18 protein-coding genes are annotated in these 25,015 nt (G+C 49.7%); 4 read left to right on the top strand and 14 right to left on the bottom strand.

Features of this window, described 5'->3' with window-relative positions:
• The 4 genes from HP568_RS26975 to HP568_RS26960 form a co-directional block, all read right to left on the bottom strand.
• A partial coding sequence (locus HP568_RS26975; RefSeq protein WP_173630716.1) for a Ger(x)C family spore germination protein occupies positions 1-846 on the bottom strand: 846 nt, incomplete at its 3' end.
• 35 nt (positions 847-881) lie between these two features.
• A complete protein-coding gene (locus HP568_RS26970) occupies positions 882-2,390 on the bottom strand; it encodes a spore germination protein (RefSeq protein WP_173630715.1) in 1,509 nt (502 codons plus the stop codon).
• 142 nt (positions 2,391-2,532) lie between these two features.
• The gene (locus HP568_RS26965; RefSeq protein WP_048034732.1) at positions 2,533-3,177 is read right to left on the bottom strand and encodes a SurA N-terminal domain-containing protein; all 645 of its coding nucleotides are present in this window, start codon (positions 3,175-3,177) and stop codon (positions 2,533-2,535) included.
• Between the two features lie 109 nt (positions 3,178-3,286).
• Complete coding sequence (locus HP568_RS26960) at positions 3,287-3,706, bottom strand: hypothetical protein (RefSeq protein ID WP_048034733.1); 420 nt, start codon at positions 3,704-3,706, stop codon at positions 3,287-3,289.
• A gap of 217 nt (positions 3,707-3,923) precedes the next feature.
• On the opposite strand from HP568_RS26960, the gene HP568_RS26955 reads away from it, so the two are divergent.
• Both HP568_RS26955 and HP568_RS26950 read left to right on the top strand, forming a co-directional pair.
• Entirely contained in the window at positions 3,924-4,667 is a 744-nt protein-coding gene (locus HP568_RS26955) for an ABC transporter ATP-binding protein (RefSeq protein WP_173630714.1), read from the top strand.
• A complete protein-coding gene (locus HP568_RS26950; RefSeq protein ID WP_173630713.1) occupies positions 4,664-5,806 on the top strand; it encodes an ABC transporter permease in 1,143 nt (380 codons plus the stop codon). The genes HP568_RS26955 and HP568_RS26950 overlap by 4 nt, the downstream gene beginning before the upstream one ends.
• Positions 5,807-6,087: 281 nt before the next feature.
• Here HP568_RS26950 and HP568_RS26945 read toward each other — a convergent pair whose 3' ends face one another.
• A complete protein-coding gene (locus tag HP568_RS26945; protein WP_173630712.1) occupies positions 6,088-7,812 on the bottom strand; it encodes a methyl-accepting chemotaxis protein in 1,725 nt (574 codons plus the stop codon).
• A 209-nt stretch (positions 7,813-8,021) separates the two neighbouring features.
• Positions 8,022-8,786 carry a class I SAM-dependent methyltransferase gene (locus HP568_RS26940; protein ID WP_048034737.1) on the bottom strand — a complete coding sequence of 255 codons (765 nt, stop codon included), beginning with the start codon at positions 8,784-8,786 and terminating at the stop codon, positions 8,022-8,024.
• A gap of 292 nt (positions 8,787-9,078) precedes the next feature.
• On the opposite strand from HP568_RS26940, the gene HP568_RS26935 reads away from it, so the two are divergent.
• The gene (locus HP568_RS26935) at positions 9,079-11,229 is read left to right on the top strand and encodes a multicopper oxidase family protein (protein WP_173630711.1); all 2,151 of its coding nucleotides are present in this window, start codon (positions 9,079-9,081) and stop codon (positions 11,227-11,229) included.
• 34 nt (positions 11,230-11,263) lie between these two features.
• Here HP568_RS26935 and HP568_RS26930 read toward each other — a convergent pair whose 3' ends face one another.
• The 8 genes from HP568_RS26930 to HP568_RS26895 are packed head-to-tail and all read right to left on the bottom strand — an operon-like array spanning position 11,264 to position 23,766.
• Entirely contained in the window at positions 11,264-14,113 is a 2,850-nt protein-coding gene (locus HP568_RS26930) for a VWA domain-containing protein (RefSeq protein WP_173630710.1), read from the bottom strand.
• Positions 14,103-15,977, bottom strand: a complete 1,875-nt coding sequence (locus HP568_RS26925) for a vWA domain-containing protein (RefSeq protein ID WP_173630709.1) — start codon at positions 15,975-15,977, stop codon at positions 14,103-14,105. The genes HP568_RS26930 and HP568_RS26925 overlap by 11 nt, the downstream gene beginning before the upstream one ends.
• A gap of 16 nt (positions 15,978-15,993) precedes the next feature.
• Positions 15,994-16,875 carry a DUF58 domain-containing protein gene (locus HP568_RS26920; protein ID WP_173630708.1) on the bottom strand — a complete coding sequence of 294 codons (882 nt, stop codon included), beginning with the start codon at positions 16,873-16,875 and terminating at the stop codon, positions 15,994-15,996.
• Positions 16,872-17,855: an AAA family ATPase gene (locus HP568_RS26915; protein WP_048034742.1), complete on the bottom strand. Its 984-nt coding sequence runs from the start codon at positions 17,853-17,855 to the stop codon at positions 16,872-16,874. Before HP568_RS26915 ends, HP568_RS26920 begins: the two co-directional genes overlap by 4 nt.
• A gap of 30 nt (positions 17,856-17,885) precedes the next feature.
• Positions 17,886-19,607 (bottom strand): hypothetical protein, encoded by a 1,722-nt coding sequence (locus tag HP568_RS26910; RefSeq protein WP_173630707.1) that lies wholly within the window; start codon positions 19,605-19,607, stop codon positions 17,886-17,888.
• 3 nt (positions 19,608-19,610) lie between these two features.
• Complete coding sequence (locus HP568_RS26905; protein ID WP_048034744.1) at positions 19,611-20,471, bottom strand: ABC transporter permease; 861 nt, start codon at positions 20,469-20,471, stop codon at positions 19,611-19,613.
• Entirely contained in the window at positions 20,468-21,394 is a 927-nt protein-coding gene (locus HP568_RS26900; RefSeq protein WP_173630706.1) for an ABC transporter ATP-binding protein, read from the bottom strand. The genes HP568_RS26905 and HP568_RS26900 overlap by 4 nt, the downstream gene beginning before the upstream one ends.
• Positions 21,391-23,766 (bottom strand): DUF7408 domain-containing protein, encoded by a 2,376-nt coding sequence (locus tag HP568_RS26895; protein ID WP_254551555.1) that lies wholly within the window; start codon positions 23,764-23,766, stop codon positions 21,391-21,393. Before HP568_RS26895 ends, HP568_RS26900 begins: the two co-directional genes overlap by 4 nt.
• A 204-nt stretch (positions 23,767-23,970) precedes the next feature.
• Here HP568_RS26895 and HP568_RS26890 point away from each other — a divergent pair, with 204 nt between their 5' ends.
• Complete coding sequence (locus HP568_RS26890; protein ID WP_173630704.1) at positions 23,971-24,975, top strand: hypothetical protein; 1,005 nt, start codon at positions 23,971-23,973, stop codon at positions 24,973-24,975.
• Positions 24,976-25,015: the final 40 nt, after the last annotated feature.

Below are 25,015 nucleotides of genomic sequence, written 5' to 3'. Positions count from 1 at the left end.
ATTTTTCATGGTTGCCTCGATTTTGGCGTCGGCGTGCATGACTTCCATCGTCAAGAGTCCTCCCCCCTTGCAAGGCAAGCTTCCGACCGTGCTTTTTACTTTGCCTGTAATGTAACTATACGCTTTGCTGTCCGCTTCACTCAGCCAGTTGAACATCTTGTCTCCCCGAAAAGTAGCCAATGTCGTATATTGAAGAAGCACGGGCGTATCTATTTGCTCGACATTTTTTCGTTGGTCCCCTTCCCTTGCAGGTCCGGTTAGTCGCACGCCTGTCAAGACAGCTTGCTTCCCTTTGCTGGTAAAGTCGGTAATCAATTGATCCATCGTAACCGCTGCGGTAGGCGCCCATACTTTTGAGGATGTCTCCAAAGAAGCAAACATTTCTGTCGAAGGAATTTGCTCAAGCGGTGTGATCACTCTCAGAATATTGCGTGCCGTCGTTCCTCTTGCGATAGCGACATAAAAGTCAGTTCGAAACTCGTGGTCACGCGAGACAAAATCGACGACAGGAGCGATCCCTTCTCTCGCAACCTCCTCGCCAAATATGAGCATCCGCGTGTGCGCCATATAAATTTTCCGGGGAGAGATCGTGGTCATTTTCCTCACAGCCTCAAAAATCGTCGGAGCGTTCATGGTAAAGAGAGTAACAGGCGAACGTCCTGGCTTCCCCTTGTTGGCCGCTACCTCCGCAGGGTCTACTACTTGAACCGAAACTTGATAGCCTCCCTGCACTTTATCAATGCCGATCCCGACAGCAATCGCCAAATCGTTCAGTTCTTTTCGATCCCAACAACCAGGCAGGATAATCACGAGCGCGATGCAGAGAAGAACTTTTATCCCTTTCACTGGTGCCCACTCCTTTACATGCTGTGAAAAGCCGCTTACTTCTGGGGCGGTAATGGCTTTATCCCTTTAGATTGGCGGCGCAAATTGTTTTTGGTAATCGATTCAGGACGTTTGTCCAAGGCCCAGCGAGGCAAGCGAAAGATCGTGTCCCTTTGCTCTTTCAAGGAAAACGGAGCAAACGATTCCATATACGGTACGCCAAACGAGCGTAAACTGCATAAGTGCAGCACTAAGCCAAGCATCCCTACAATGATTCCGTATATGCCAAAAGAAGCAGCCAGAACCATCAGAGGAAAACGAAGAATCCTTACGGTAATCGACATGTTGCTCGCTGGGAAAATAAAGCTAGATATGGCAGTGATCGAGACCACAATGACCATCGCGGCAGAAACAATCCCCGCTTCCACCGCTGCTTGACCGATGACCAGTGTTCCCACGATGGAAATGGCTTGACCTACTGCACGCGGCATGCGGATTCCAGCCTCTCGTAATATCTCAAAAGCCACTTCCATCATGATCGCCTCAATAAAGGCTGGAAAGGGCACTCCTTCTCGCTGTGCCGCCAAGCTGATCAGTAGCTGTGTCGGGAGCATCTCTTGGTGAAAGGTCGTAATGGCGATATAGAGGGATGGAGCAAGCAATGCTATTAAAAAACAGGCGAATCGCAGCATGCGAATCAACGTACTAAAATCAAAACGCTGATAGTAGTCTTCCGCAGAATGGAAAAACTCCACAAAGAGAGAGGGCACGGTTAAAACAAAGGGAGTCCCATCTACAAGAATTGCTACGCGTCCCTCCAATAGATTCGCGGCCACGACATCCGGGCGCTCCGAGTTAGAGATGGTGGGGAAAGGTGTGTAGGCTTCGTCCTGGATCAGCTCCTCAATCATTCCGCTTTCCATGATGCCATCGATGCTGATTCGATCCAGTCTATTGCGTACTTCTTCTACAACACCCTCTTCTACAATCCCTTTCATATACACAATTGCGACTTCTGTCTTGGTTTCCTCGCCGATTCTGTTGATTTCAATCCATAGCTTTTCACTGGTAATCCGTCTCCGCAGCAACGTAATATTCGTGCGAAGTGTCTCTGTAAAGCTCTCCCGCGGACCGCGAATGACTGTTTGCGATGACGGTTCGGTGACTCCTCTATCCCTCCACTCCTGCAAACCTATATGAATTCCTTGTGAGCTGCCATCCACGAGAATGATGACACAGCCAGACAGCAAGGCTGTAAACAATGTGGGAAAATCGAATAAATCTCCCATATCTCCTACGGTCAGGATGGATTCTTTTAAAAAGGGAACGAACTCGTCCTTGCGTATCCCTTCCCATTCCTTCAAGCGCATTTTGTATAAAAGGCTATCGATTAATACGGCTTGTACCAGGTACGAATCGACCATGCCATCCGCATACAAGACAGCTGCCCGGACGGGTTCTAGGCTATTTAGGACTACCTCTCGAATCACAATGTCATTGCTGTATCCGAGCGATTCTTTTATATAGTGAACGTTTTCGTCTAAGCTGCAACCAATCTGAGCCATTCGGATTGCTCCTCACATCGGCAATTATGAACACAGTTTCTCCGATTGCTCCCATTACTAAACAAAACGTTCATGTCCCTTTCCACAGAAAAAGACCTCGCACTCGTTGAAGAGGACAAGGTCTTTTCGTATATGTTCCACACTATGGTGCAGGTGTTTGTGCATCACCTGGCACTGGTGCATCGTCGAAGGAAGGGTCGTGCCATTCCACTTTATGTTTTTGCTGAAGCGTATTTAACCAGGTACCGTAGTTCTGACTGCGATTTTGGTCAGTCAGCATCATCTTGATCTGATCTTTCACTTTATCAAACTCAGGTGCCGGTGACCCCAGCTGTTCTTTATTTGTATCGTAGTAGGTTTTGATTTGCTCATCGGTAACCGGGAATGCTTTATCCAACAACTTATCCCGTGTCATGAGCACGCTCAACTTATCCCGCAGTTGGGCCTCGGTCATTCCCATACTCTTCAAGTAGTTTTGGAATGCCTCAGGTGAACCTACCTGTTGTTTCATCGAATCAATCTCTTTATCCATATCTTCTTGCGTCACCGCGACGTTTTGCGCCTTGGCTTCCTGCTTGATTAACGCTTCCGCAACAAGTTCATGTATCATTGGTTTTCCGTACATTTTCTTCATTTCACCGTAAAGCTGATTTTGTGTAATGGAGGTATCGCCGGCCGTTACCAATACAGGGTCATTGCCTTTTGCCCATGATTGATAAAACCCTAATACAGCTAACCCCGTTAATAATATGGCAACCGAAAGCATGGAAATATCAAACTTCTTCACTTGGATATCCTCTCTTTCTCTAATCTGCCCTCCAAGTATAGAAAGAAGTTATGGTAGAAAAATGGAAAGCGTATTACACAACTTTTCCACATTCTAAACATATTATGCGCTACATAAAAAATCGGGTAAAAAAAGAGGAGAGAACGGAGGCGATGACAGGACCTAAAACTGCCCAAACCTGTAAAAAGCGTTCTTGTTTCCTGTCTTTTTCTACTTCCATAAACTGAGCGAGTGCTTCCTTGTCCCGATTTTCGTTAGCCAGTAATTGCAGGATTATATCTTTGTCTTTTTCCGTCTTCTCTGCTTTCGTTTCTAATTCAGTCTGCAGCTTGTTCAAAACTTGCAGTACATCATAACGCACATCCTCCATGCGTCCCAATTGATGTTCAATTCGTTCCAACCACTTCGTAACTACTATCATTTGTCCCTCAAGCTGATCGATTCGTTCTTCGAATTTGTCTAATTTCAAATAGATACGTTGTATATGCTGATCTATATTTTTCTGATTTTCATATGGTCCTGCTGTCATATGTTCCACCTCCCCCGTCCGTCCTTTATACTACTGTTTATGTAGCGGAGAGGAGCATTGCTTGTACGGTTATCCCTCTTTGTTCAGTCTCGTGTAAAAAAAGGCGGCAAACAAATGTATTTCCAAATCCTGAATTCAGCTAAAATAGATGGAAGACTATCTAGCATTTCTCTCAAATAAACGGGGACACGACCGTTTCTTCATAAAGGAGGATACCATGACAACCTTGTTGGAGGTAAAAGGAGTAACGGGTGGGTACTCTTTCAACCACGCTGTAATCAAAGACGTCTCCTTTCACATACGCGAAAAAGAAATTGTGGCGTTAATCGGGCTGAATGGCGCAGGTAAAAGTACGACAATCAAGCATATTTTAGGACTCCTGGAACCAATCGCAGGTGAAATCAGCATTGCAGGGAAGACCTTTCAATCAGACCCCGAAAACTATCGTTTGTCTTATGGGTATATCCCTGAGTCTCCCATTTATTACGAAGAGCTTACGCTTTGGGAGCATATCGAGTTAATGGCGATGAGCCATGGGCTGGACCAGGAAGTTTTTTATGAACGAGCACGTCCTCTCTTAAAAGAATTCCGCATGGAAGAAATGAAAGACCGATTTCCGCAGCAGTTTTCCAAAGGCATGAGACAAAAGCTCATGATCATGATGGCGTTGCTCGTACAACCGCCTCTGTACATCGTGGATGAACCGATCCTGGGTCTGGACCCTCTGGGGATTCGTTCTCTGCTTACGTGGTTGAACCGTTGCAAGGAGCAAGGGGCAGGCATTCTGATGTCCACACATATTTTGGCCACCGCCGAGAAGCATTGTGACCGATTCATCATTTTGCACAAAGGCGAGATTAGAGCCCAAGGAACGCTAGAGGAGCTTCGGCATATGACAGGGCTCCCAGATCGCTCCTTGGACGACATATACTTGCATATCGTAGAGGATGACGGCCAGTGAAAATAGACGTAGATCAATTATTTCGCAAACGGTTCCATGCCTTTTCAGTAGAATTCATTCGCTATGCCCAGTACATGGCCAATGGCGGCCTGATGTTCGTCGCGATTTTTTTGATGGGGTTGCTCGCCTTTTACTACCGCAGCATCATCGCGATGATCCCACCCTGGTTCCCTTTGCCGTATGCCATGGCTCTCGTGATTGCTATTGTCGTTGTGAGAAGCCCCTTGCGCACGTTTTTGCTGGAAGCGGATTTGCTTTTTTTGACTCCGCACGAAATAAGATTGGATCGCTATTTCCGGAAGGCGCTCGTGTACAATTTTGCCATTCAGAGCACAGTAGTGTTTATCGTCCTGCTCCTGCTCATGCCTATGTATACAGAGGTCGCAGGTGCACAAGGCGTGCAGCTTTGGGTCTATTGGTGCATTCCCCTGCTCTTGAAGGGCTGGAACATTTACAGCAGTTGGACGTTCTTACGTTTGCCCGATCAGAAGATGATCGGATTCTATACGCTCGCTCGTTTTGTCTTTTCGTATATCCTCCTCGCTTGGGTATTGAGTGAAGGACAATTCTTGGTCGTGGGTATTCTCCCATTCGGTGCTCTGATCTGCGCTGCGCTCTTGATCTGGCTCCATTCGCGAATGTTGACCTATAAGAAAAAACATTCCATACAATGGTATCGCCTGCTTGCCATCGAAAGCGGCTTGCGTCACCGCTTTTATCAGTTCGCGAACAACTTCAGGGATGTCCCTGCCATGCAGCACCAGGTGAAGTCACGCTCGTGGCTCATTGCCCTGACGAAGCTGCTGCTGCCTTACCGTCAAACAAAAGCAGGGCGTCATTTGTTTACTAAAAAATTTATTCGCTCTGGTGACTTCGCGGGCATTTATTTCAGACTCATCCTGCTGTCAGGCTTCGTCGTTCTCATATTGCCCGGCCCCTTTGCAAAAATCATCGCTGGCCTGCTCTTTCTCTTCATGACTGCCAGCCAGATCGGCAGCCTCTGGCGCCACCAGAAAAAGCGCAACGGATATGCAATCTTTCCGATTCGGGATGGTCAGATGAGACAGGCTTTTAGCTGGCTGCGTATGGTTCTGTTGGGTTTGCACGGTGCAGTGCTTGTGCTGATTGGGTTATTGTAGTTAATATCAAAAGTTGCTTGGAAGAAGCGCATTTCCAGTCCAAGCGCCTCTGGAGCCCGACAAAGCGGAGGGCTGAATGGAGGGAGTGCTTTTAGCTTCAACTCTGCAAACTCCTCATCGAAACTGCTACTTTTGAAGCGGCTCCCGCCATTCAGCCCGGAGCGGCCACCATCCCTCAGCGGTGCGCTTCTTCCCCCACTACAGCCACAAAAAAACAGCTCTTCCCGGCAACAACCTGCCAGTAGAAGAGCTGTTTTTTATTTATCGATAAAGTAATTTATCTACAATCGGAACGTATCCACTTTGCTGCGCAGCTCCTGAATGCTGTCTGTCACCTGCTCCGTTTCAGACACGAACTGATCAACGTTTCCACTGACCTCATGCATCGTAGCAGATACTTCTTCGGTAGCCGCTGCTGTTTGTTCCGAGATGGCAGTAACCGTCAACACGGATTCATTCACCTTGTTCTGACCTTGCTTCATCGTCTCTACGCTTGCCATGACATTCGCAAGCGACGTCTTCAAAGTATGTGTCATGTCAGACAGAGCCGTAATGCCTTGTGTAACGGAATCCAAACGTTCTGTCCCCGCGTTGTAGCGATCCAGCGTCGCATTTGTCTTTTCCGTGGCTTGTCTTACCTGATCTTGAATGTCTTTGATGCTCTCCTGAATGACGTGGGTTGCCGCACCTGTCTGTTCGGCCAGCTTGCGAACTTCTCCCGCTACCACAGCGAAGCCTCTGCCCGCTTCGCCAGCACGTGCACTCTCGATGGCTGCATTCAACGCCAACAGGTTGGTCTGTCCGGCGATTTGCTGAATCGTTTCAATCACGTCGTTAATTCGGCTCGATTTTTCTTCGAGAATCGCCATTGTATTTTGCACTTCATGAAATTGTTTGTTCGTCTCTGTTCCATCTGCCAAAAACTCTTGCAATACTTTGTAGCTGCTCTCTCCGATAGCGGACACCTGATTGGATACTGCATCCATCTCGTCAATCGCCGTATTCAATTCAGCCAGCTCGCTCAAGAATTCTTGAACCGTTTGCACCGTCATCTCCATCGCAGTTGCTGTCTGCTCATTCCCCTGCGCAATCTCTTGGCTGGTGACCACGATATTTTTGTTTTGCTCGCGGACAGAGTTGGCACCTTCCCGAATAGAATTCGCCATGCTGTCAATATGCTCGGTTGTCTCTTTTACTCCGCCAATAATTTGACGCAGTTGTGTCGTCATCTCACCAAAAGCAACGACAATTCGGCCAATCTCGTCTTTTTTGTTGGAAACAGAAATCCCTGTAGACGTGAGATCACCAGAAGCAATGCGCATAGACGCCTCTTGTACAACTTGCAGTGGACGCAGCATCTTCTTGATCAAGAAGAATACAGCAACCAAAGCAATAATCGTTACGACAATCATAGCGATAATGATGCGTGGCATGGTTTCATCCAGAACCTGTTCATTAATCAGTTCAACTTTATCTGCCGCAGTATCCACACCAAGCACCGCAATCACTTGACCAGATGGATCTTCAATCGGTGCGAATGCACTTAGGTAATCCCCGTACACAGGGTCTTTGACGATTGGCGTACTGTTCGATCCGCCTGCCAGAACAGGAGCAATATCAGCCATGCCGGTTGAGGACGTCTCTTGACCGATTGTAGCTGCTCCCTCTGCTCCTTTCGCCATTCCATCCACCATAATTTTTACCTTTTCACCGTCTGTATGAAGAATATAAACATAAAGGGCACCTGTTTTTTCGGCGTACTCAAACAACGCATTTCGGATAGTCCAATAGTCGTCTGTTTCTTGTGGCTGAGATATAAATTTCGCTATCTTCTCTGAGTCAAGCCCTTGGGAGATATGCAATGCTGTGTTAATGCTTGAGCGCGAGAGTGTCTTTTCTACAGTAGTTACGCTGTTTTCGTAAATCATGATAATATTGATTGCCATCATGACGGCAATGATCACCGCTACAAGAGCAACGACTCGTGTTGCCAAGCTCTTACTCATCCTGTTTCACTTCTCCTTCGCCGGTTACGATATGTGTACTGCGGCCCCCCACCTGGGAGCGGACGCATTGTTGCGGGAGGTTTTGCCTTTTCGTAAAAGGATCAGCAGTGCTGCTCTCACACGGTGTTACTCGATAAAAAAAGCACCCAAAAAGGGTGCTTTTCCTAAACACTCCCTACCAGTTTTATCGACAATCGGTAGTGGTTTAATTAGGACTTTTGTTGGGCAATCATGAGAAATCGATGGGTAGGTATATCGATATAACCAACCGCTTCGATTTTCTGGTGCAGATCAAGCAAGGCATCGGCGTACTTTTCTACGGTAAAGTCGCGAATCTGCCATTCGATAGCCTTCAAGTAGTAAACAATGGCACCTATGTCGTAGAAACGGGAAAAGCTCATTTCCTCTCTTTGCTCCACAATCGTAAGGCCGGCTTCCTCCAGTTCATTCACTGCATAGGCCAGATCCCAGTGCAAGTAATCTGGCGGAATCGGAGCGCCCAGCAATCGATTCAGGTCGAGATTGTCTTGCCCGCCCACTTGCTGGGTAACAAATGTGCCACCTGGCTTCAACAGTCGCTTCATTTCAGATGGCAAATAAGCTTCATGTCGATTGATAATCAAGTCGAGTGACTGATCCTCAAAAGGCAATATTTCTTCCCCATCTACCGGAAATACACGAACACCCAAGGGCTCCAAATTTGCTTTTGCCACCGCTACATTCGGCTCGTAGCCTTCTGTCGCATACGTCTCCAAAGGGAACGGCGCAAGCCTAGAAAACAGTTCTCCACCACCTGTTCCCATTTCCAACATAGAGCGAATCCCAAGCATGTTCTTTTTCACGATATTTACGTAGTTCCAGCGAAGTGGTGCATCCTGCATCCTGCCTGTCGCAGTCAATCTGGCAAAATCCCATCCAGCGAATGGTGCCTCTACTTCCTCTTGAAAGCTTTTGATCCAATCCTTATTTTCCATATTTGCTTCTCCTCTCGTTTATACCAGTCTGTTCACGTCCAAACCAGACGAAGCAGGAGGAGCTCGAGAGCGTTGTTACGTTTGTACAAAATCAAAGGACATGAGAAAAAGCCCCCTTCCCAATATTCTGATAGGCCGAAAAGGAATACCAAAATTGTAATGTATATCCTGTTTATAGATCAAGTGCACTTCTCCGACTTAAGACGGAGTGAAAATACTGCCTCGGTACGTTTGGTACTCAGCCGTTTCTCTATATCATTAGTATCGAACTAGTAAACAGGAGGAACTGATCATGGCTGATTTTGAAGTGCTTGCCGGGATTCATCAAGGATTGTTTCTGGTCCTTCTCATCGTCATGCTGGTCCCGACAATCATGGCAAACCAGCTCGTTTTCCGTCCGACGAAACGGGCTTTCATAAACAGCGCTCGCATCACTTTGTGTTTTTCGTGGTCGGCCCTTTTTGTATTAGCAGGGCATTTGGTGATGACGTGGGTTTTGTTTGAATCCTTTGGTTGGCTTTACATAAAGGATGCGTTGCTTGGCTTTTTACCTTTTATTTTTGTTCCATTGCTCTTTTGCCTTCTCTCTACTTTTCCACGATTGTGGGAGCTGACCGGGAAAGGCGGCAGAGAGTCAAGGCAGTCACAAGTAGATACGGATTATACCCACATTTTGTTACAAGAGAAAAATGTTAGGTCTGCAAAAGCAAACTCGCCGGATCTAGGCGACGCATTAGATGCGGAGTGGCGAGGAGACGCATCTTGCCCCGAATTGCTCGTTCCGCTGCAAGCTAGCCTCTTTGGCTGTCTGATTGCACTCTTCCTTCAAGTATTTTTTCCGGCTGTTACGCTGGAACCATCCATTTTATTTCTCGCTTGGGGCGTATTATTAGCCGGGGTCTCCCTGCTCTGGATTCGACAATCGTGGAAGCATCAATACCACTCCACTGTGGAAAATTGGGTAAAACCACGCCGCCTGCACCGCTTTATCCGTTTTGCCGCGTTTCTCCTGACGACTGCTTTACTCGCGACGATATGGGGAAATCAAGCGATGGTAGCGAGTCGCCTTCCCGAGCATTCACCTATGGGAGGGCAGAATCAGGACGATCACGCTCTCCCCGATTTCGTTTTCCCTGTAAAGGCAAGTGCCCATTCGATGCCTTCCACAGGGAAACTTAAAAATGTTGATGGACCAACAGAACCAAAACAAGAGACCCCTGATCGGGTGTTTTCGCTGAACGCACAGAAAACAACCATTCCTCAAGCATCAGGCAAAACCGTAGAAGCATGGACCCTGAATGGACAATATCCCGGACCTGAGCTGCGCATGAAGCAAGGTGAGCTCGTCGAAATCATCCTTCTGAACAAGGATATTTCCGAAGGGATAGACATCCACTGGCATGGCATGCAGACTCCCGCTAGCTATGATCGCATTGCAATAGGAGAAACATCTGTTTATCGTTTTCGCGCGGAACAAACAGGAACGTATTGGTATCATTCTCATCAGCAAATTCCTGAGCAAATAGTGAATGGGCTGTTCGGCGCCTTTGTGATCGAGCCAGCCGAGGCTACGGCTACAGGCGCACCTATTCGCGACATCGCCATGATTCATCACAAGGACGAAAAGGCAGGCGCGACGTTAAACGGCTCACATACACGAAAAATCGAAACAGTTCCTCCTGGCACAACGGTCCGCCTTCGCTTTATAAACGCCGAAAATGCTCCTGTCACCTATTTGCTGCAAGGAACTCCATTTCAGGTAGTAGAGATTGACGGAACCGAGGTAAACGAACCGAATTTGATTGCCAATCAAGCCTTGCAGCCGGGGGCAGGGGGTCGATACGACATTCAGTTTACGATGCCGAATCGTCCCGTGCTATTTGCTCCCGCTGCAAACCAGCATGACAAAGGGCTGCTCTTAAGTCCAGACGGGTACGAAGATGCTGTGCCCTTCTTAGATGCAGAGCTTTCTGTCTTTGACCCTGCACGTTACGGCAGTCCGATTGCGCTTCCTTTTGATCTCTCTTCCCAATTTGATCGGGAATATCAACTGCTCATTGATGGTCAGTACGGATTTTATGATGGTCAATTCGAGCGTTTGTCGACCGTAAATGGCGACTTGCTTCCTGAGACACGGATGATGATGGAAGAGGGTGATCTCATAAAGCTGACCTTCGTCAACCGCAGCTTCCAGGATCAATCGTTGTATCTGCACGGTCATCACATGCTCATCCTGAGTCGGGACGGCAAAAAGGTTACAGGAAGTCCATGGTGGACGGACACTCTCCAGGTAGCGCCAGGTGAAACCTATGAAGTAGCTTTCCGTGCGAATAATCCTGGTGCATCAATGGAAGAGAGCCTAACGAAAGGTGAAACTGCTTTTGGTATAGCAATCCCACTCGTGTATGAAGAGCATCTTCAAAAAGAAAACAGCAGTCCGTAGCGATTTTCGCCAGGCTGCTGTTTTCTTTTATCTGTTACTGAGACTTTTTCCGGTTCTTGGCCGCCAATAGTCTGTTTAACGTTTCGTCAGGCTGCGTCTGTGTTTGCTTCTCCTGTTTCTTTTTTGCCTGCTCGTTCTTGTCTGTTGCTGGCTTCACCCGATTTCCAGCCGCCCCTACCGAATGAATTAGGGGAGCAGACACGACTTTCTGGTCATCTATCCGCTCTTCGCGTGTCCGTCTTGTTGCAGAGCGCTTCTCGCCGAGGCGAGACAATACTGCCTGTTGTTCAGAATCGGCAGACGTGGATTTGCGCAGTCTCCACAGACTAGATAGCCTTGCCCACCATTGATCCGGCAACTGCAAGCGGCGAACAGCGATATCGATTGGCAGCAGCAAAGCCGCCAACATCAGCAACCACTCACTGATTGACTGTGTGTCCCATTTATCAGGAAGCGTGCCGCCAAAAGCCTCGTCCGGTTTGGTAATCTGATTCCCTCCACCGGCACTTAGCCACTCTTGAAGTTCTTTCTCTCCATCGGCATGTATTCCGTATTCCGGCGAATAAGAAACGGTCAATCCTGTCGTTTGGCTCGCCATGACTCGGCCTTGATTTTTTTGTGAGATCTGAATCATGTAAGTGCCCGGATCAGCCGTCTCGAATGCACCCTCCATGACTCCTGGCGCAACCGGCTTTAGCTTGATGACCTCTCGCTTCATCTCTTGATTGAGAACAACTGCCTCCATCTCTTGAGGCATGCTTCCACTAGCTGGCATCGTAACCCTCACATTGCCTTTTGCACCGTTCACGCTCGTGGTCGTCTTCCAAGTGCCTTCTGTAATTTGCGGGAAAGTCCATGCCACGATTTCGTTCCACAGACGGCTGTTTCCTCCCCAAGCCACCCAGTCCGGTGACCACTTCCCTTCCAGATCACTCGTCCAGGCGACAGAACGCCCCAGACCGTACTGCCAACGGGTGAGAATCGGATCATCGTCAGCACTCATCAAGGATGATTCGGCTGTTTGCTTCGGAGTCGTTGCGATATACGCACGCACCGGAGGCAATGTCTGCTTCAGCGTAGGCCATGCTCCCACTCCTGTATAGCCTGGTACTTGGGGCTTCTCCACAATAAACGTGCGACTGGCTAACGCTGTTTCTTTACTGAAGATTTTCGGGATAGATTCGGCATCGTTGGCAAAGTAATATCTGCCTTTTCCTAACTCGGCAATCATCTCCAGCAGCGATCTATCCGAATCATCCCCCAGCGCCACAGTTGAAACGGTAATATTTTCAGCCGTCATTTGTTGTAGGAGGCCCTCGTAATCATCGCCGATTGCAGACTGCCCATCTGTGAGCAAAATAACATGCTTGCGCTGGGTGTTCATCGCCTTTACACGTTCGTAGCCCAGTTGTAAGGCAGGGAAAATATCAGTCCCGCCATCCGCTTGGATTCTGCTGATCTGCTGTTGGATTTCATCCAGCTTCGTGACAGACTGCGGAGCTACGACATCCCATGGTGTATCGTCAAATGCGATCACCCCGATGTAGTCTTGTGCATTCATCATGGTTGTCGCTCGAATCGCAGCTTCCCTAGCCAGTGCCATCTTATCCGCCCCTCTGGCATGGGAGCTCATACTACCCGACTTGTCGATGACCAACTGAAGTCCGAGCGTAGGGAGCTGTTCCTTCCCTTTTAAATCCATGTGAACAGGTAATGCCTCTTCAATTGGTGTCTGGAACCAGCCACCCATACCGAAGCTATCTTTACCGCCTGTCATGATCAAGCCAGTGCCCAAATCACGTACAGCGGTCCGCATACGTTCCATATCCGCATCAGTCATGCTGGTGGCGGGCACATCTGCCAGTATAATGGAGGCAAATTGCTTGTAGCCCTCAAGCTCCTTTGGCAGCAGTGCGAGATCGCGCAGCTCCACCTTGATATTGCCCGCTTCCAGCGCCTGAATGAGGTTGCTGGCGGCACCTGGATGCCCTTCGGCTACGAGTACGACTGGTGCCCCGGCTACCTGTGTATAGGCTGTAGCCTGATTGTTCGCCGCTACGGTATCTTGTCGCGGCTCGATTTCCACACGATAGCGATGGAAGCCCTGCTGCATCGCTTTTTGCGAAAAAACGAAGCGGTTGTTGCCCTTGCCGATCTGTACTGTTTGCTGGCCCGCCTCGCGATTGCCTTCATACAGGCGTAGGATTGCCTCGGTTGCTATCGTACTCTCCACATCTACGGTGATGCCGTATTCCTCTCCCGCATACAGTCTTTGCGGTACCTGTACAGATGTAAGAACGACCTCATCTCCGCGTGGCTGCTGCAAGGAAACAGCCTCTACAGCGATTCCTCGCTCCCTCGCCAGTCTCGTCTGCCGTGCCGCATCTCCGTTTGTTTCCAGACCATCTGTCAGCAAGACGACTTTTCCTCTGGCATTGGTAGGGATCATGGCAGACGCCAATCGGATTCCTTCTGCCAAATTGGTTGCATTCCGGTTGACATCCACGCCCAAGGGCTGTACCTCTTGGCGGATTGTCAACGGTTGATCGACCGCTGCCTCTGCACCTACGGCAATGACAGCATACTTATCCGCTGCTTGCTTTTGCCCGATCGCTTCGCGCAAAAAGGAGAGAACCCGCGGATCGTCCTTCATGGAAGCGGATCGATCTACAACAAACACAATCGTTTTCGCCTGAACAGGGGTCAGCAGCTGTGTCCCTGCCAACGCCAAAACCAGAAGGAGGAACAAGAGCGAGCGAATGGTTGCAATTGTCGCCTTTCTGCCGATTGGCATTTGCTGTTGATGTCGCCACCAACTGATGATGACGTACGCAACGGGAAGCAATAGCAACAGGAATAGCGGCTGTATAAAGTTAATACCCACGCTGATACACCCTCCATTCCACCAATAACACCAAGAGAGCAAACGCCGCCAACCAATAGGTCAACTCCTTCGTTCCCAGTGCTCCTGTTGTGTCAGTCGCTGTTGCTTCCTCACTCTCCTTTTGTTCATCGGTATTCTTCCGAGCAACGCTCACAGACTTCGGTGTAATATTCGATTCTTCCTCATTCATTTGGACTGTAAAATACGTACTTTTGGTCCCGGTATCTATCCCTTCGTCAAGACGATACAATCCGGTCAGCTCCGGCAACTGCATCGTTTTCGACGTGGCGTCCTCCGTAAGAGACTGCTGATGTCCATTCGGATACGTCAAGGTACGTGTTGTCGCTCCCGGTGAGAGTGGGATCGTCAAGACCTCTCCCGGATGTGCCGTGGGGATTGGGGCTGTTTGACCAGGTGACAGCCAGTTGACGACATTTTGCATGAAAATCGGAAAGGCAGGACGCAGCGGAAAGTCCGATGCATGCAAATCAAATCCGATGATGACCATTCGTCGACCGTCTATAATCCCCGCTCTGACCAGATCGACATCGCCTGCGCGTACCAATGGCTTCATACCAGGCATTTCGTCCAATACGTATCCTTTGGCGACGTGTACATCCCGCCAATCTACGTGCTTGAGCAGCGGGTCATCCGGAGAAACTGGCCTTGGCTGTTGATCCAGTTCTTTTTCTCCAGCAAGCGGCAACCACTCTGTTTTCTTGTTCGGAGCAATCAACAAAATGTTTCCTTTTGGCAACTGGTCTGGCACGACTCCGTCAAAAACCCACAGATCACGCGCAGCCGCGGCAGCATCCGGTGCCTGCTGAATCGTTTCCACCTCAAGACTTCCGACTGTCTGCAATACTTGATGGAGGAAACGGTTCCCCTCTGGTGAGTACAACGCTGCTTTTCCTTTCCCTGTAGCGAATGGCACGCTCCACATGACATTATCTTGGGAAAGTCCGTCCTGCTCCGGTTCGATGACTGCACGATAGACACGAGACATCGCCAGCTTCTGAAACGAAAATGTCTGGGAGTTGCCTGCCCCAACCGCAAAAGAATCGGTATCTAGCAGCTTGTCTTGCTCATCAAAAACAGTGACTTTTCCTTTCGCAGGCATACTGCCATGATTGTCCACCCGCAGCAGTCCCTCTACCCCTTTTTCTGTAGGCTGGGTCACAAAAACACCGATTGCAGTATTCTCGCGGGTGCTCCCCATCTGCATGAACTGAAAGCTCCCGGAAAAGGTAGGAACCGGGCCTCCATCCAGCTTGCGTTCCCCGCTTCCGTCCCCCATCCAAACCACTCCACTGCCTGGTTCATTCTCTGCAATGGCTCCTGCCAATGACAAGGCTGCGATTTGATCGGATGTCCCGGAAAAAGGCGCGAGCTTTTCGATGGCTTGCATGAGCGGCTCTTTATCTGCACTCTTGGAAACCAAAACATTCGGTTCACGCCCTGCCTCGATGAGGGTCATCGTCTGGCTGCTTCCCAGCTTCTCTACGAGTGCTTTTGCCTGTGAAATGGCTCGTTCCAGCCGCGTCTCGTTCCCTTCCTTCGCCATCATGCTCCCGGATGTATCCACGACCAAAATCGTATGGTCGGATGTGATTCCCTCAGTGGGCACGGACGGTCGTATCAAAGCCAGCACGAGCAAGCAGGCAGCAAGCAGTTGCAGCAGCAGCAACAGGTTGCGCCGCAGCCTTTCCCACGGTTTCACCGCTTCCCAGTTTTGCATCGTGCGCTGCCACAGAAGTGTACTTGGTATGATGCGATCCTCTACTTTTCGCTTGAGCAGGTAGAGGACGATGATGGCCGGGATAATCAGCGCAAACCACAAGTTGCCCAAACCCATCCACTGCATGTTGTCTCTCTCCTCTCTAGCGAATCATGCCGGCCTGACGAAAGACATGGAAGACAATCGATTCCAGCGATTGTTCCGCCTTTACAGACACGAAGGCGATCCCTCTTCCATAAGCAAACGCGGACAGTTCTTGTTGATAATCTCGCAAGCTCTTGTGGTACTCTTCCATCAAAGGGCTGGTCAGGGATACTTCTTTTGCTTGCCCGGTCTCTGAATCGATCAATCGCAGCTCTCCCGCATACTCGGGTGCAAGCTCTTCTTTGGAAAGCACCTGAACCAGCGTGACCTCTTGTCTGGCCGCCTGCAAATACGCGATGCCTTCCGTATAGCCTGACTCGAACAAAAAGTCCGACAGCACGATGGATGTGCCTGCTTTGCCGCTAACAGCTCCTGGCTGGCGCATTGCCGTCTGAATATCACCTGTTCCCCCTTCTTGCAGGGAAGATAAGAAGCTGAGCAAGCGATGTGCCTGGCTCTTTCCTTGCAGCCCGGTAAGTGCTGCCGTAATACGGCTGTCAAATGCATAGACCGACACATGATCGAGGTGGCACAGGGACAAATAGCCAAGAGCCGCGGCAATTTCGACAGCTCGGGCCATTTTGTTCGGTTGTCCGTAGCTCATCGAACGACTGCAATCGATATACAAGTTCACATGCAGCTCTGTTTCATCCAAGTACTTTTTCAAAAACAGCTTGCCTGAGCGGGCATACGCATTCCAATCGAGCTGCCGCAAATCATCTCCGGGAACATACGCCCGAAAGTCTGCGAACTCCATGGAGCTGCCCAGCTGTCTCGCCCTTCGCTTTCCTGCCTGGCTGCCGCTGACCGCTTTGCGGCTAGCCATCTGCATCCGCTCCAGTCTGGCGAGCCATGACGGATCAAGCAGGTTTTGATTCATACCTTCTGCGTCCCCAGTTCGTCCAAAATATCCATGATGACGCGGTCAGGCCGGATGCCGTTCGCCTCTCCTTCAAAATTGAGGAACATGCGGTGGCGCAACGCTGGCAGAGCAACTGCTGTCACGTCCTCGTACGCCAGATTGTATCGGCCAGCCAATAACGCACGTACCTTTGCCAAGGAGACAATCGCCTGCACGCCACGCGGACCTGCGCCGTTGCGCACATATTTGTTCACCGAAGCAATTGCCTGTTCCCCCGGATGCGTCGCTAAAAGCAGCTTCACGGCGTAATCCAGTACCGCATCAGCTACCAGCACTTCACGCGCTGCCTGCTGAATCTCAGCAATTTGCTCGGCAGAAGCCACTTTTTCCACGGTGATCACCTGACTTGTGGTCGTTTGCCGCACGATCATTTTCAGTTCTTCTTCCGTCGGATACGGCACGTCGATCTTCAATAAAAAGCGGTCCATTTGCGCTTCTGGTAACGGGTATGTCCCTTCCTGCTCCAGCGGGTTCTGTGTCGCGAGAACGAAGAACGGCTCTGGCAGCGGACGAGTCACTCCCCCGGCTGAAACGGTTCGCTCCTGCATGGCCTCCAACAGGGCGCTTTGCGTCTTTGGTGTAGCCCGGTTGATTTCGTCAGCCAGAACGACATGAGCGAAGATTGGCCCATGTTGGAATTGGAAGGACTGCTGTCCCTTCTCGTCAACCAACAGGATGTTCGTTCCGGTAATGTCTGTTGGCATCAGGTCCGGTGTGAACTGAATCCGCTGAAATGACAGCTCGAAGGCTTGGGACAGTGTCCGAACAAGCAGCGTTTTTCCCAATCCGGGTACACCTTCCAAAAGCGCATGTCCACCTGCAAATACGGCCCACAGAAGTTGCTCGACCACCTCTTTTTGTCCTACCAATACCTTTCCGATTTCCTGCCTGACAAGCTCTACTCGCTGCAAGCAATCCTCTAGCGTTTGCTGCGCCATCGCCGTGTCTCCTTCCTGTTGTTGAATGATCTAAGGCTCTATTTTGCTGAAATAATCCTTCACGATCTCTTGATAATCGCCGGGAATACTGCCCTTTTCCATACTCTCACGGGCAAATTGCTCATACTGGCCGTACACTTCCTCGTAAGGTAGCGTGCCACCTGAGGAGACTTGTGTGTTTCCACTTTGCTGCGACTGGGAAGGTCCTGACCCGAGTGGGCCTCCGACTGTATCAACAGGTCCGTTTTCTCCACCTATGCGATTTGCCGGGACGGTAACGAGCTCGTGTTTGCCTTTTCCCAACCCAGCCCCGCCACCTTGACCGCTTCCTTGGCCGCCAGAGCCATTTCCGTTGCCGTTGCCGTTGCCATTACCGTTGCCGTTGCCGTTGCCATTCCCTTGCCCCGAGCCATTATTTCCATTTCCAGGCTGGTTTGCCGGGTTCGCCCCTTGATTTGGGGTGGTACCTGTTCCCGGTGTTGCCGCAGTTGGCTGATTCCCCGGTGACCCTGATGCTGGAGTCGCCTGTCCTGTTGCTGCTGTTCCTGTCACAGCTCCACTCGCTCCAGCATTTCCTGCTTGTGCCCCTACACTGGCAAGCGTCATTTGCGACTGATTGAGCGAAGCAGCGGCATGTATAGCTGCGAGCATGGCTTGCTGAGATTGTTGGATGCCTGTCATCGCTTGCATCAAGCTGTTCTCAAGCGCAGTCATCGCTTGAGGCACTTGTCCTTGGGCTGTTTGCTGGGCTGCCTCCGCCAGTTGTTTGGCGATATCCTCCAGCTCCTTCGAGTCGACAGACTCTGCCTCTTTTTTCAATTGCTCTGCTGCACTTGCGACTTCGCGGGCGATCTCTTCCCGCTCTTTTTGCGGCATGCTTTCCATGGCTTTTGCCATTTGTGCAAGGGCCTCGGTCATCGCTTGTCGATCTTTCGCTCCCATCGCGCCAGCCACAGCCTTTGTCCCTTCTTGATTACCCAAGCTGCGCTGGAGTGCTTGCAGCGCTTTTTCTTTGTGCTGCTCTGCATCTCTGACCTTCTCCAATTGTTTTTCCGCAGCGCGTAATGCATTTTGACGTTCTGCCGGGTCGTCTGCTTTCGCCAGAGCCTTTTTTGCCTGCTCCAGCATTTCCTCCAGCTGCTTTTTCTGCGCGTCGGTTAAGCCTGTATTCTTTTTCACGTCTTGCTTGATTGCCTCTACTTCTTCCTCGACCTGCGCGATTGCTTTCTTTTCCTCTGCCATCTGAGCCAGTCGCACGTCTTGAGGATTCGGCCAAAGAAACAGCACCAGGCACACCAATAGCAAGCTGCTTGTGACATATACCTTTCTTTGGACCAGCGACCAGATGCGGACGCTCTCAACGATATGCGGCAAATTTTTTCGCAGATGATGCAGGGCGTCTTCCCTCTGCATACCCGCTACCATCGACTGATTCTCTTGATTCTCCCATGCCGTGACGACTCGCTGAGCCAAACCATTGCCATCTGCCACTAGTGCACATTGGACCCAGGTAGGACGCATCCAAAACGCACGCACCAGACCCGTGATGACAACAAGTACTGGCAGCGCAACCGCGATCCATTGGTAAAACGGAATCGGCCAGATGCGGGCAAGGAGGAGGAGCGCCAAACTCGCCCCCATTCCCCACAAACCATAGACCGTTAGCTGCTGTATCCATAAACGCAAGCCAAGTTGCTTTCGAATGGGGGCAAGCAGTGACTTCAGCTCGTCGTTCGATTTAGCGGTAAACATGGCTTATTTCTCCTCTTTTACTTTGCGAAATCTCGGTTTCACTGGCTGAATGAGATAGATGGAAAGTAAAAGGCAGAACAGTGTAATGATCCCGAAAAACAGGCTGTAAACCGCATACGGGTCCACATTCCCAATCCTGATCTGCGGCCCTTCTTCAAAAATATTTAACATCGCAAACAATGGATTGAAATTATGCAGGAGATCAGGCCAGTCTGGCATAGTCGCGGATGATATACCACCCGACCTGCGCTGGTACCGAATGAACTCTTTGATAATTTCCGCCAGTATGCTCGATCCAATCGCATATCCGAACACCACGGCATAAGTGACAACCGTAGCGATACCTGTCCGTTTGATCAGCGTGGACATGAGCACACCGATGCTGCCGATTCCAAACATCGTAATGACGTAAAAACCAAACACCTTGATCACTTGTGCAGGTGAAATTCCTCCATACAAAAAGACGATGGCATAGAGCGGGATGGTCGCTATAACCAGGAAGGTCATGAAGCTGAGCGACGCCAGCCATTTGCCTAAAATCAATCGTGTGGCGCTGACATTCGTGGTCAACAGCACACTCAACGTCTGGCGTTCGCGCTCACCGGAAATCACACCTGCCGTCAGTCCTGGCACGACGAAGCAGATCATCCCGAGCTGAAACACTGACAGCATCATGAACAACTCGCGTGTATCATTCGGGTTGTAATAGCTGCCGCCGTTTGTCATAAAGAAAATCAGCGTAAGCGTCATTGCGCCCAAAACAAGCAAATATAACAGGATGATCCACGGTGACCGATTGGTCCGCATTCTCATTTTCCATTCGTTGAACAAGACAGGGTTGCGAAATCGTCTCAAGTCGCTCATGAGCCCACCCCTTTCGTAATTTCCAGGAAGATTTCTTCCAAATCACCAACTGCCTCATTAAACGCGGCCACAGGATAGCCTGACACCGCAAGCTCCCGCAGCAGCTCAACCTGTTCTTCGTCATTGCCTGAAAAGCCCGCAACGACCCAGTTCCCTTCGCGTGTCACCCTGGTAATAACGGGCATCTCACGCAAGCGCGTCATTGCTTCATCAACCCGATCCAACAGGCGGATGCGCAATACCCGCTGTTCTTGCATTTTCGAGTAAATCTCATCGACTCGTCCAAAGGCAACCAGATTGCCTTCCTCCACAATCCCGATGACATCGCACATCTCCGCTAGCTCAGGCAATATGTGCGAGCTAATGATAATCGTCTTGCCCATGTCTCGCAGTTCCTTCAAAATCTCCCGCAGCTCGATACGTGCCCGCGGGTCCAAACCAGAAGCCGGTTCGTCCAAAATGAGCACTTCCGGATTGTGAACCAGCGAGCGAGCCAGTCCGAGGCGCTGCTTCATCCCCCGCGACAACGAGTCGACGTAGGCATCCCGCTTGTGCGTGAGATTGACCAGCTCCAATAACTGCGGAATGATTTGTTTTCGCTCTGCTGCCGGAATATCGTAGTTCGCGCCGTAAAAATCGAGATACTCTTCTGCTGTCAAATTGTCGTACACACCAAAAAAGTCAGGCATGTAGCCGATCAGCTTGCGTACTTCCTTTGGATGCCTGGTCACTTCATAGCCGCCTACGTATGCTTTCCCACTGGTCGGCTCCAATAAAGTCGCCAAAATGGACATCGTCGTCGATTTTCCTGCCCCGTTCGGACCAACGAAACCAAAAACGGTACCCTTGTCAATTTCGAGCGAAAGTCCTTTTAACGCTTCCATTTTGCCGTAGCGCTTGCGCAAATTTTGGATCTGGATCATTTCTTGCTCACCTTCCCTTCCACACTGACACTTGGAACCCCAATGTGGCGTTCATCCTCAAACTGGTGGGCAAATTTGATGCGGACAGTGCCGTCGCCCGAAACATAAGTAGTGGTCTTGTCGCTTGTCATCACGTTGTTCATGAATGCTTTTTCAAATGGTTCGAAAGCTTTTGTCTTCCAGTTGTAAACCTCTTTTTCAAATGTCGTATTGTCCTCTGACCAGGTGTACAGATACAAATTGCTGATGGCAAGCTCCTGTCCTTCCTGATTCAGATTGATGTCAAAGGTAATATCCCCCGCAGGAAGTCTAAAGCCATCGCCGAAGTCATCAACCGGAACAGAGCTGCCTGACATCGTCACATCAAACGATCCCGTCGGATAATAAATGTGTCCGTCCTTGGATGGATTCACTTGCAGCGTCGAAGTGACCATAGCAATGCTGCTGTTCTCCGTATTTTCGTTTGGTACGACAGCCTCAACAACTTGCTCATCGGTCCAGCCCACGAGTTTTACCACTTCTGACGGACCACTACGTTTGTCCATCATGTCCAGCATTTCCACGATGAGTTGCTCACGTGTTTCTCTTCCATAGCCATTCGATTGCATATGCTGCGGCAGTGCATGCCCCGTATTCATCCGATGTTGGTTCCGTCTTGCTTGTTGTTGAGGGGCAAACGGCAAGTTCACTTCGATACTGCTGCCAGCCGCCAACTGTGGAAACTCTTGTACCTGCATACCGGTCGAGATCGTCACATCTCGCAGCGAGTACTTCGTATTGTTTGTCACAGTTCCTTTCAGTGCGCCGTTCTCATAGGACAGATTTGATTCTATCTTCCCTACTTCCGATAAGGATTGCTCCGTCGCAACCTTGCGCATCGACCAGAATTCTACATCTCGGAAATCAATATGGGTCTGATCTGGCTGTATGGAAATCCACGTTTTCGGAACTTGATCGATATAATTGCTTTCAATGATGGGTTCGGTCATACCCTCTCCCTTTAAAGTCAAACGATAGTCGTCATTTCTCGGTACGAATAATGCGGATACACTTATCGCATTCGCCTGTCCATTGTTTTGCAGCTCAACATAACCTACCTGGTGCAGCTTTACACCCACACCGCGTTGGATGGCACCAATCGAGAAGATTCCGATTCCCGCCAGCACCGAAAGGGCAGGGACGATGACCCACATGTAGCTTTGCTTGCGTCCTCTCCGCAAAATATAGAAAAGAACTGGGCCTACAACCAGGGCATAAATTCCGAAAAATACTGCGAACCAGCCAACCTCCGGAATTTTTAAGGATGGGACTCGATCAGCAGCATCCCGAAGCGGCCATACGTTGTCGATCATGCTCATATTGGAAGCGTTGAGGGATGAACCGAAAGCCTTTACTAATGTATCTGCCCAAAAGCGGCTGTTTCCTGCCCAGCTCGCTACTGGTTCTGCGGCCAAATCATAGGCGACGTACAATACTTTTCCAGCTCCCACGGTATGTACGGCCATCAACGGAATATTTCCTTCGCTGTACAGAACTTTTCCCGCCTTCAATGTCCCATTGCTTACAGTAAAGGGGGATGTCAGTGCAATCGGATTGGTCTTATCCACTTTTAAACTGGAGAGTGTCTGTACGCTCGTCACTCCTGTCACTTCTACTGGTGACAAGTCACCCAAAACGCCTCCGGATTTCTTGTACTGTGCTCCCCCGGCTAAAATCAGCATCCCGCCAGATTTCGTCCAATCCCGAATCGCTTTGATCTGCTGTTCATTCAATGAATCCAGAGCAAAATTGTTGATGACGAGCATATTAATCATCTGGAGCTGTGTACCTGTCACTGGCATATTTTCTGCCTTCATCGTCAAAAGCTGGACAGGGTTATGAATAGAGCCTTTCGGCAGTACACCAAGGAAGTTAGCTGTGTCGGGGTTTTCTGCCAACACACCGATCATCAGCGTATCTTCGCTGTATGAATTGCCTGTTACCGGCGTTTGCGCGATCATCTTGTTATTTTGCATCAAGGCCACAAAAGAACTGCCACGCAACTCTGATCCAGGAACGAGAACCGTTACCTGCTTGGTCACTCCGCTTGCAATCGAGACCGGCTGATAATTGGCAACTGCGAAGCGTCTGTCCCCCCGTTCGTCAGTGGCGACAAACAGTTCCCCTTCGATATCTGCCCCTCCATTTTTCACCGTGACGACAACGGGAACCATTCCCGTTTGCCTGTACTTTCCTTCAATTCCAACTGTTACTCCCAGCTGAATGTTTCCCTCTGCCAAGGCTGTCCCCGTTAATCCTAAAGGAACACCTGCTACCATCAGGAGGAACGCACAGAAGGCCAGGAGCCATCGCTTGCACTGCGCTGTTTTCATTCGTTCAAAACCTCCACGGACCATTCTTTTTTCTTCCTATCTTTTCATCTCATACAGTTATTGACGTTATTTCCAGACAAATAGCTACAATTTTTTTCAAAATGAAGTCGATTGATCGACAAGTGCAAAAGGATTTTAGACATCTGTTGGAAAATTATTCTCCTAACATAGCAGGCATGAACAAGAAAGAGTGGTGAAATGTAAATGTCTACGTTTTCTTGGAATTTGCGTGATGACTTGCATGAATTTGATCTCGGAGAATCACAGGCAAGCCCAGACGTATGGGCAAACCGCGAAGCCCTTTACTTGGAGGGGATGGGAGCTCCTGTTTTCCTTCGTCAGGCTGTCCCCTATCCCTGCTTTCGACTGCAAGCGGAAGTCGCCATACCAAAACAAGTAGGCTTTGTCGGGCTCGTTTTTGGTGCGCGAGATGTGCATAATTACGAGCTGGTGTACCTCGCTCCGGAAGAAATTCAGTATGATCCGATCATGAATGGGTCCATGACGTGGCAAATTTATAACGGCCCTGGGTATCAAAAGCCGTTGTCTTACACAATTGGGGAATGGAAGACGCTTGCTGTGGAGGTTCAAGCAAACCAGGCTGTCGTGTATTTGGGAGAAGACCCTGCGCCTCAGTTGTTCATTTCCCATCTACAGCATGGAACTTCACTTGATAAAATCGGCTTCTGGAACTACTTGCCCGCATACATTCGCAATCTATCGGTGACAGAAATCACGCCGACCGATGCCTTGCATACCAAGACAGATCGGCAACAGCTCACAGCGGAGGGTTATCTTACGGAATGGCTCATTTCAAAGCCGTACATCGCTAGTGAACAGTCTGTTGTCTTGACAGATTGGACAAATGCAGTCGTCGAAGAAAATGGGACACTCAATTTCAATCGGCTCTTCCCAGCGAAGCCCGGGATGACTGTTCAAGCCACAAGCACGCTTACAGTACCTCATGAGACAGTGACTCAACTCCATTTTGGATTCAGCGATCATTTGCGGCTTTGGGTCAATGAAGAGGAAGTACATCAAGGCGTGTGGAGATGGAATCCACCAGTGAGTGACGGACGAATTCGAAGCAAGTACGCCCAAGTATCTGTTCGCCTCCACGCAGGGGTAAACACGGTTCGGGCAGAGATCATGAATCAAGAGCAATTTGGCTGGGGAATTTGTGTGAAGGCAAGACAGAATGAAAAATAGAAAAAACGTCAGGATCATGCTCTGACGTTTTTTCGTAATC

This window comes from Brevibacillus sp. MS2.2, assembly GCF_013284345.1.
GTDB classification, from domain to species: Bacteria; Bacillota; Bacilli; order Brevibacillales; family Brevibacillaceae; genus Brevibacillus; species Brevibacillus brevis_C.
Note: the sequence above shows the minus strand (reverse complement) of the source record. Positions and strands in the feature narration are given on the sequence as shown.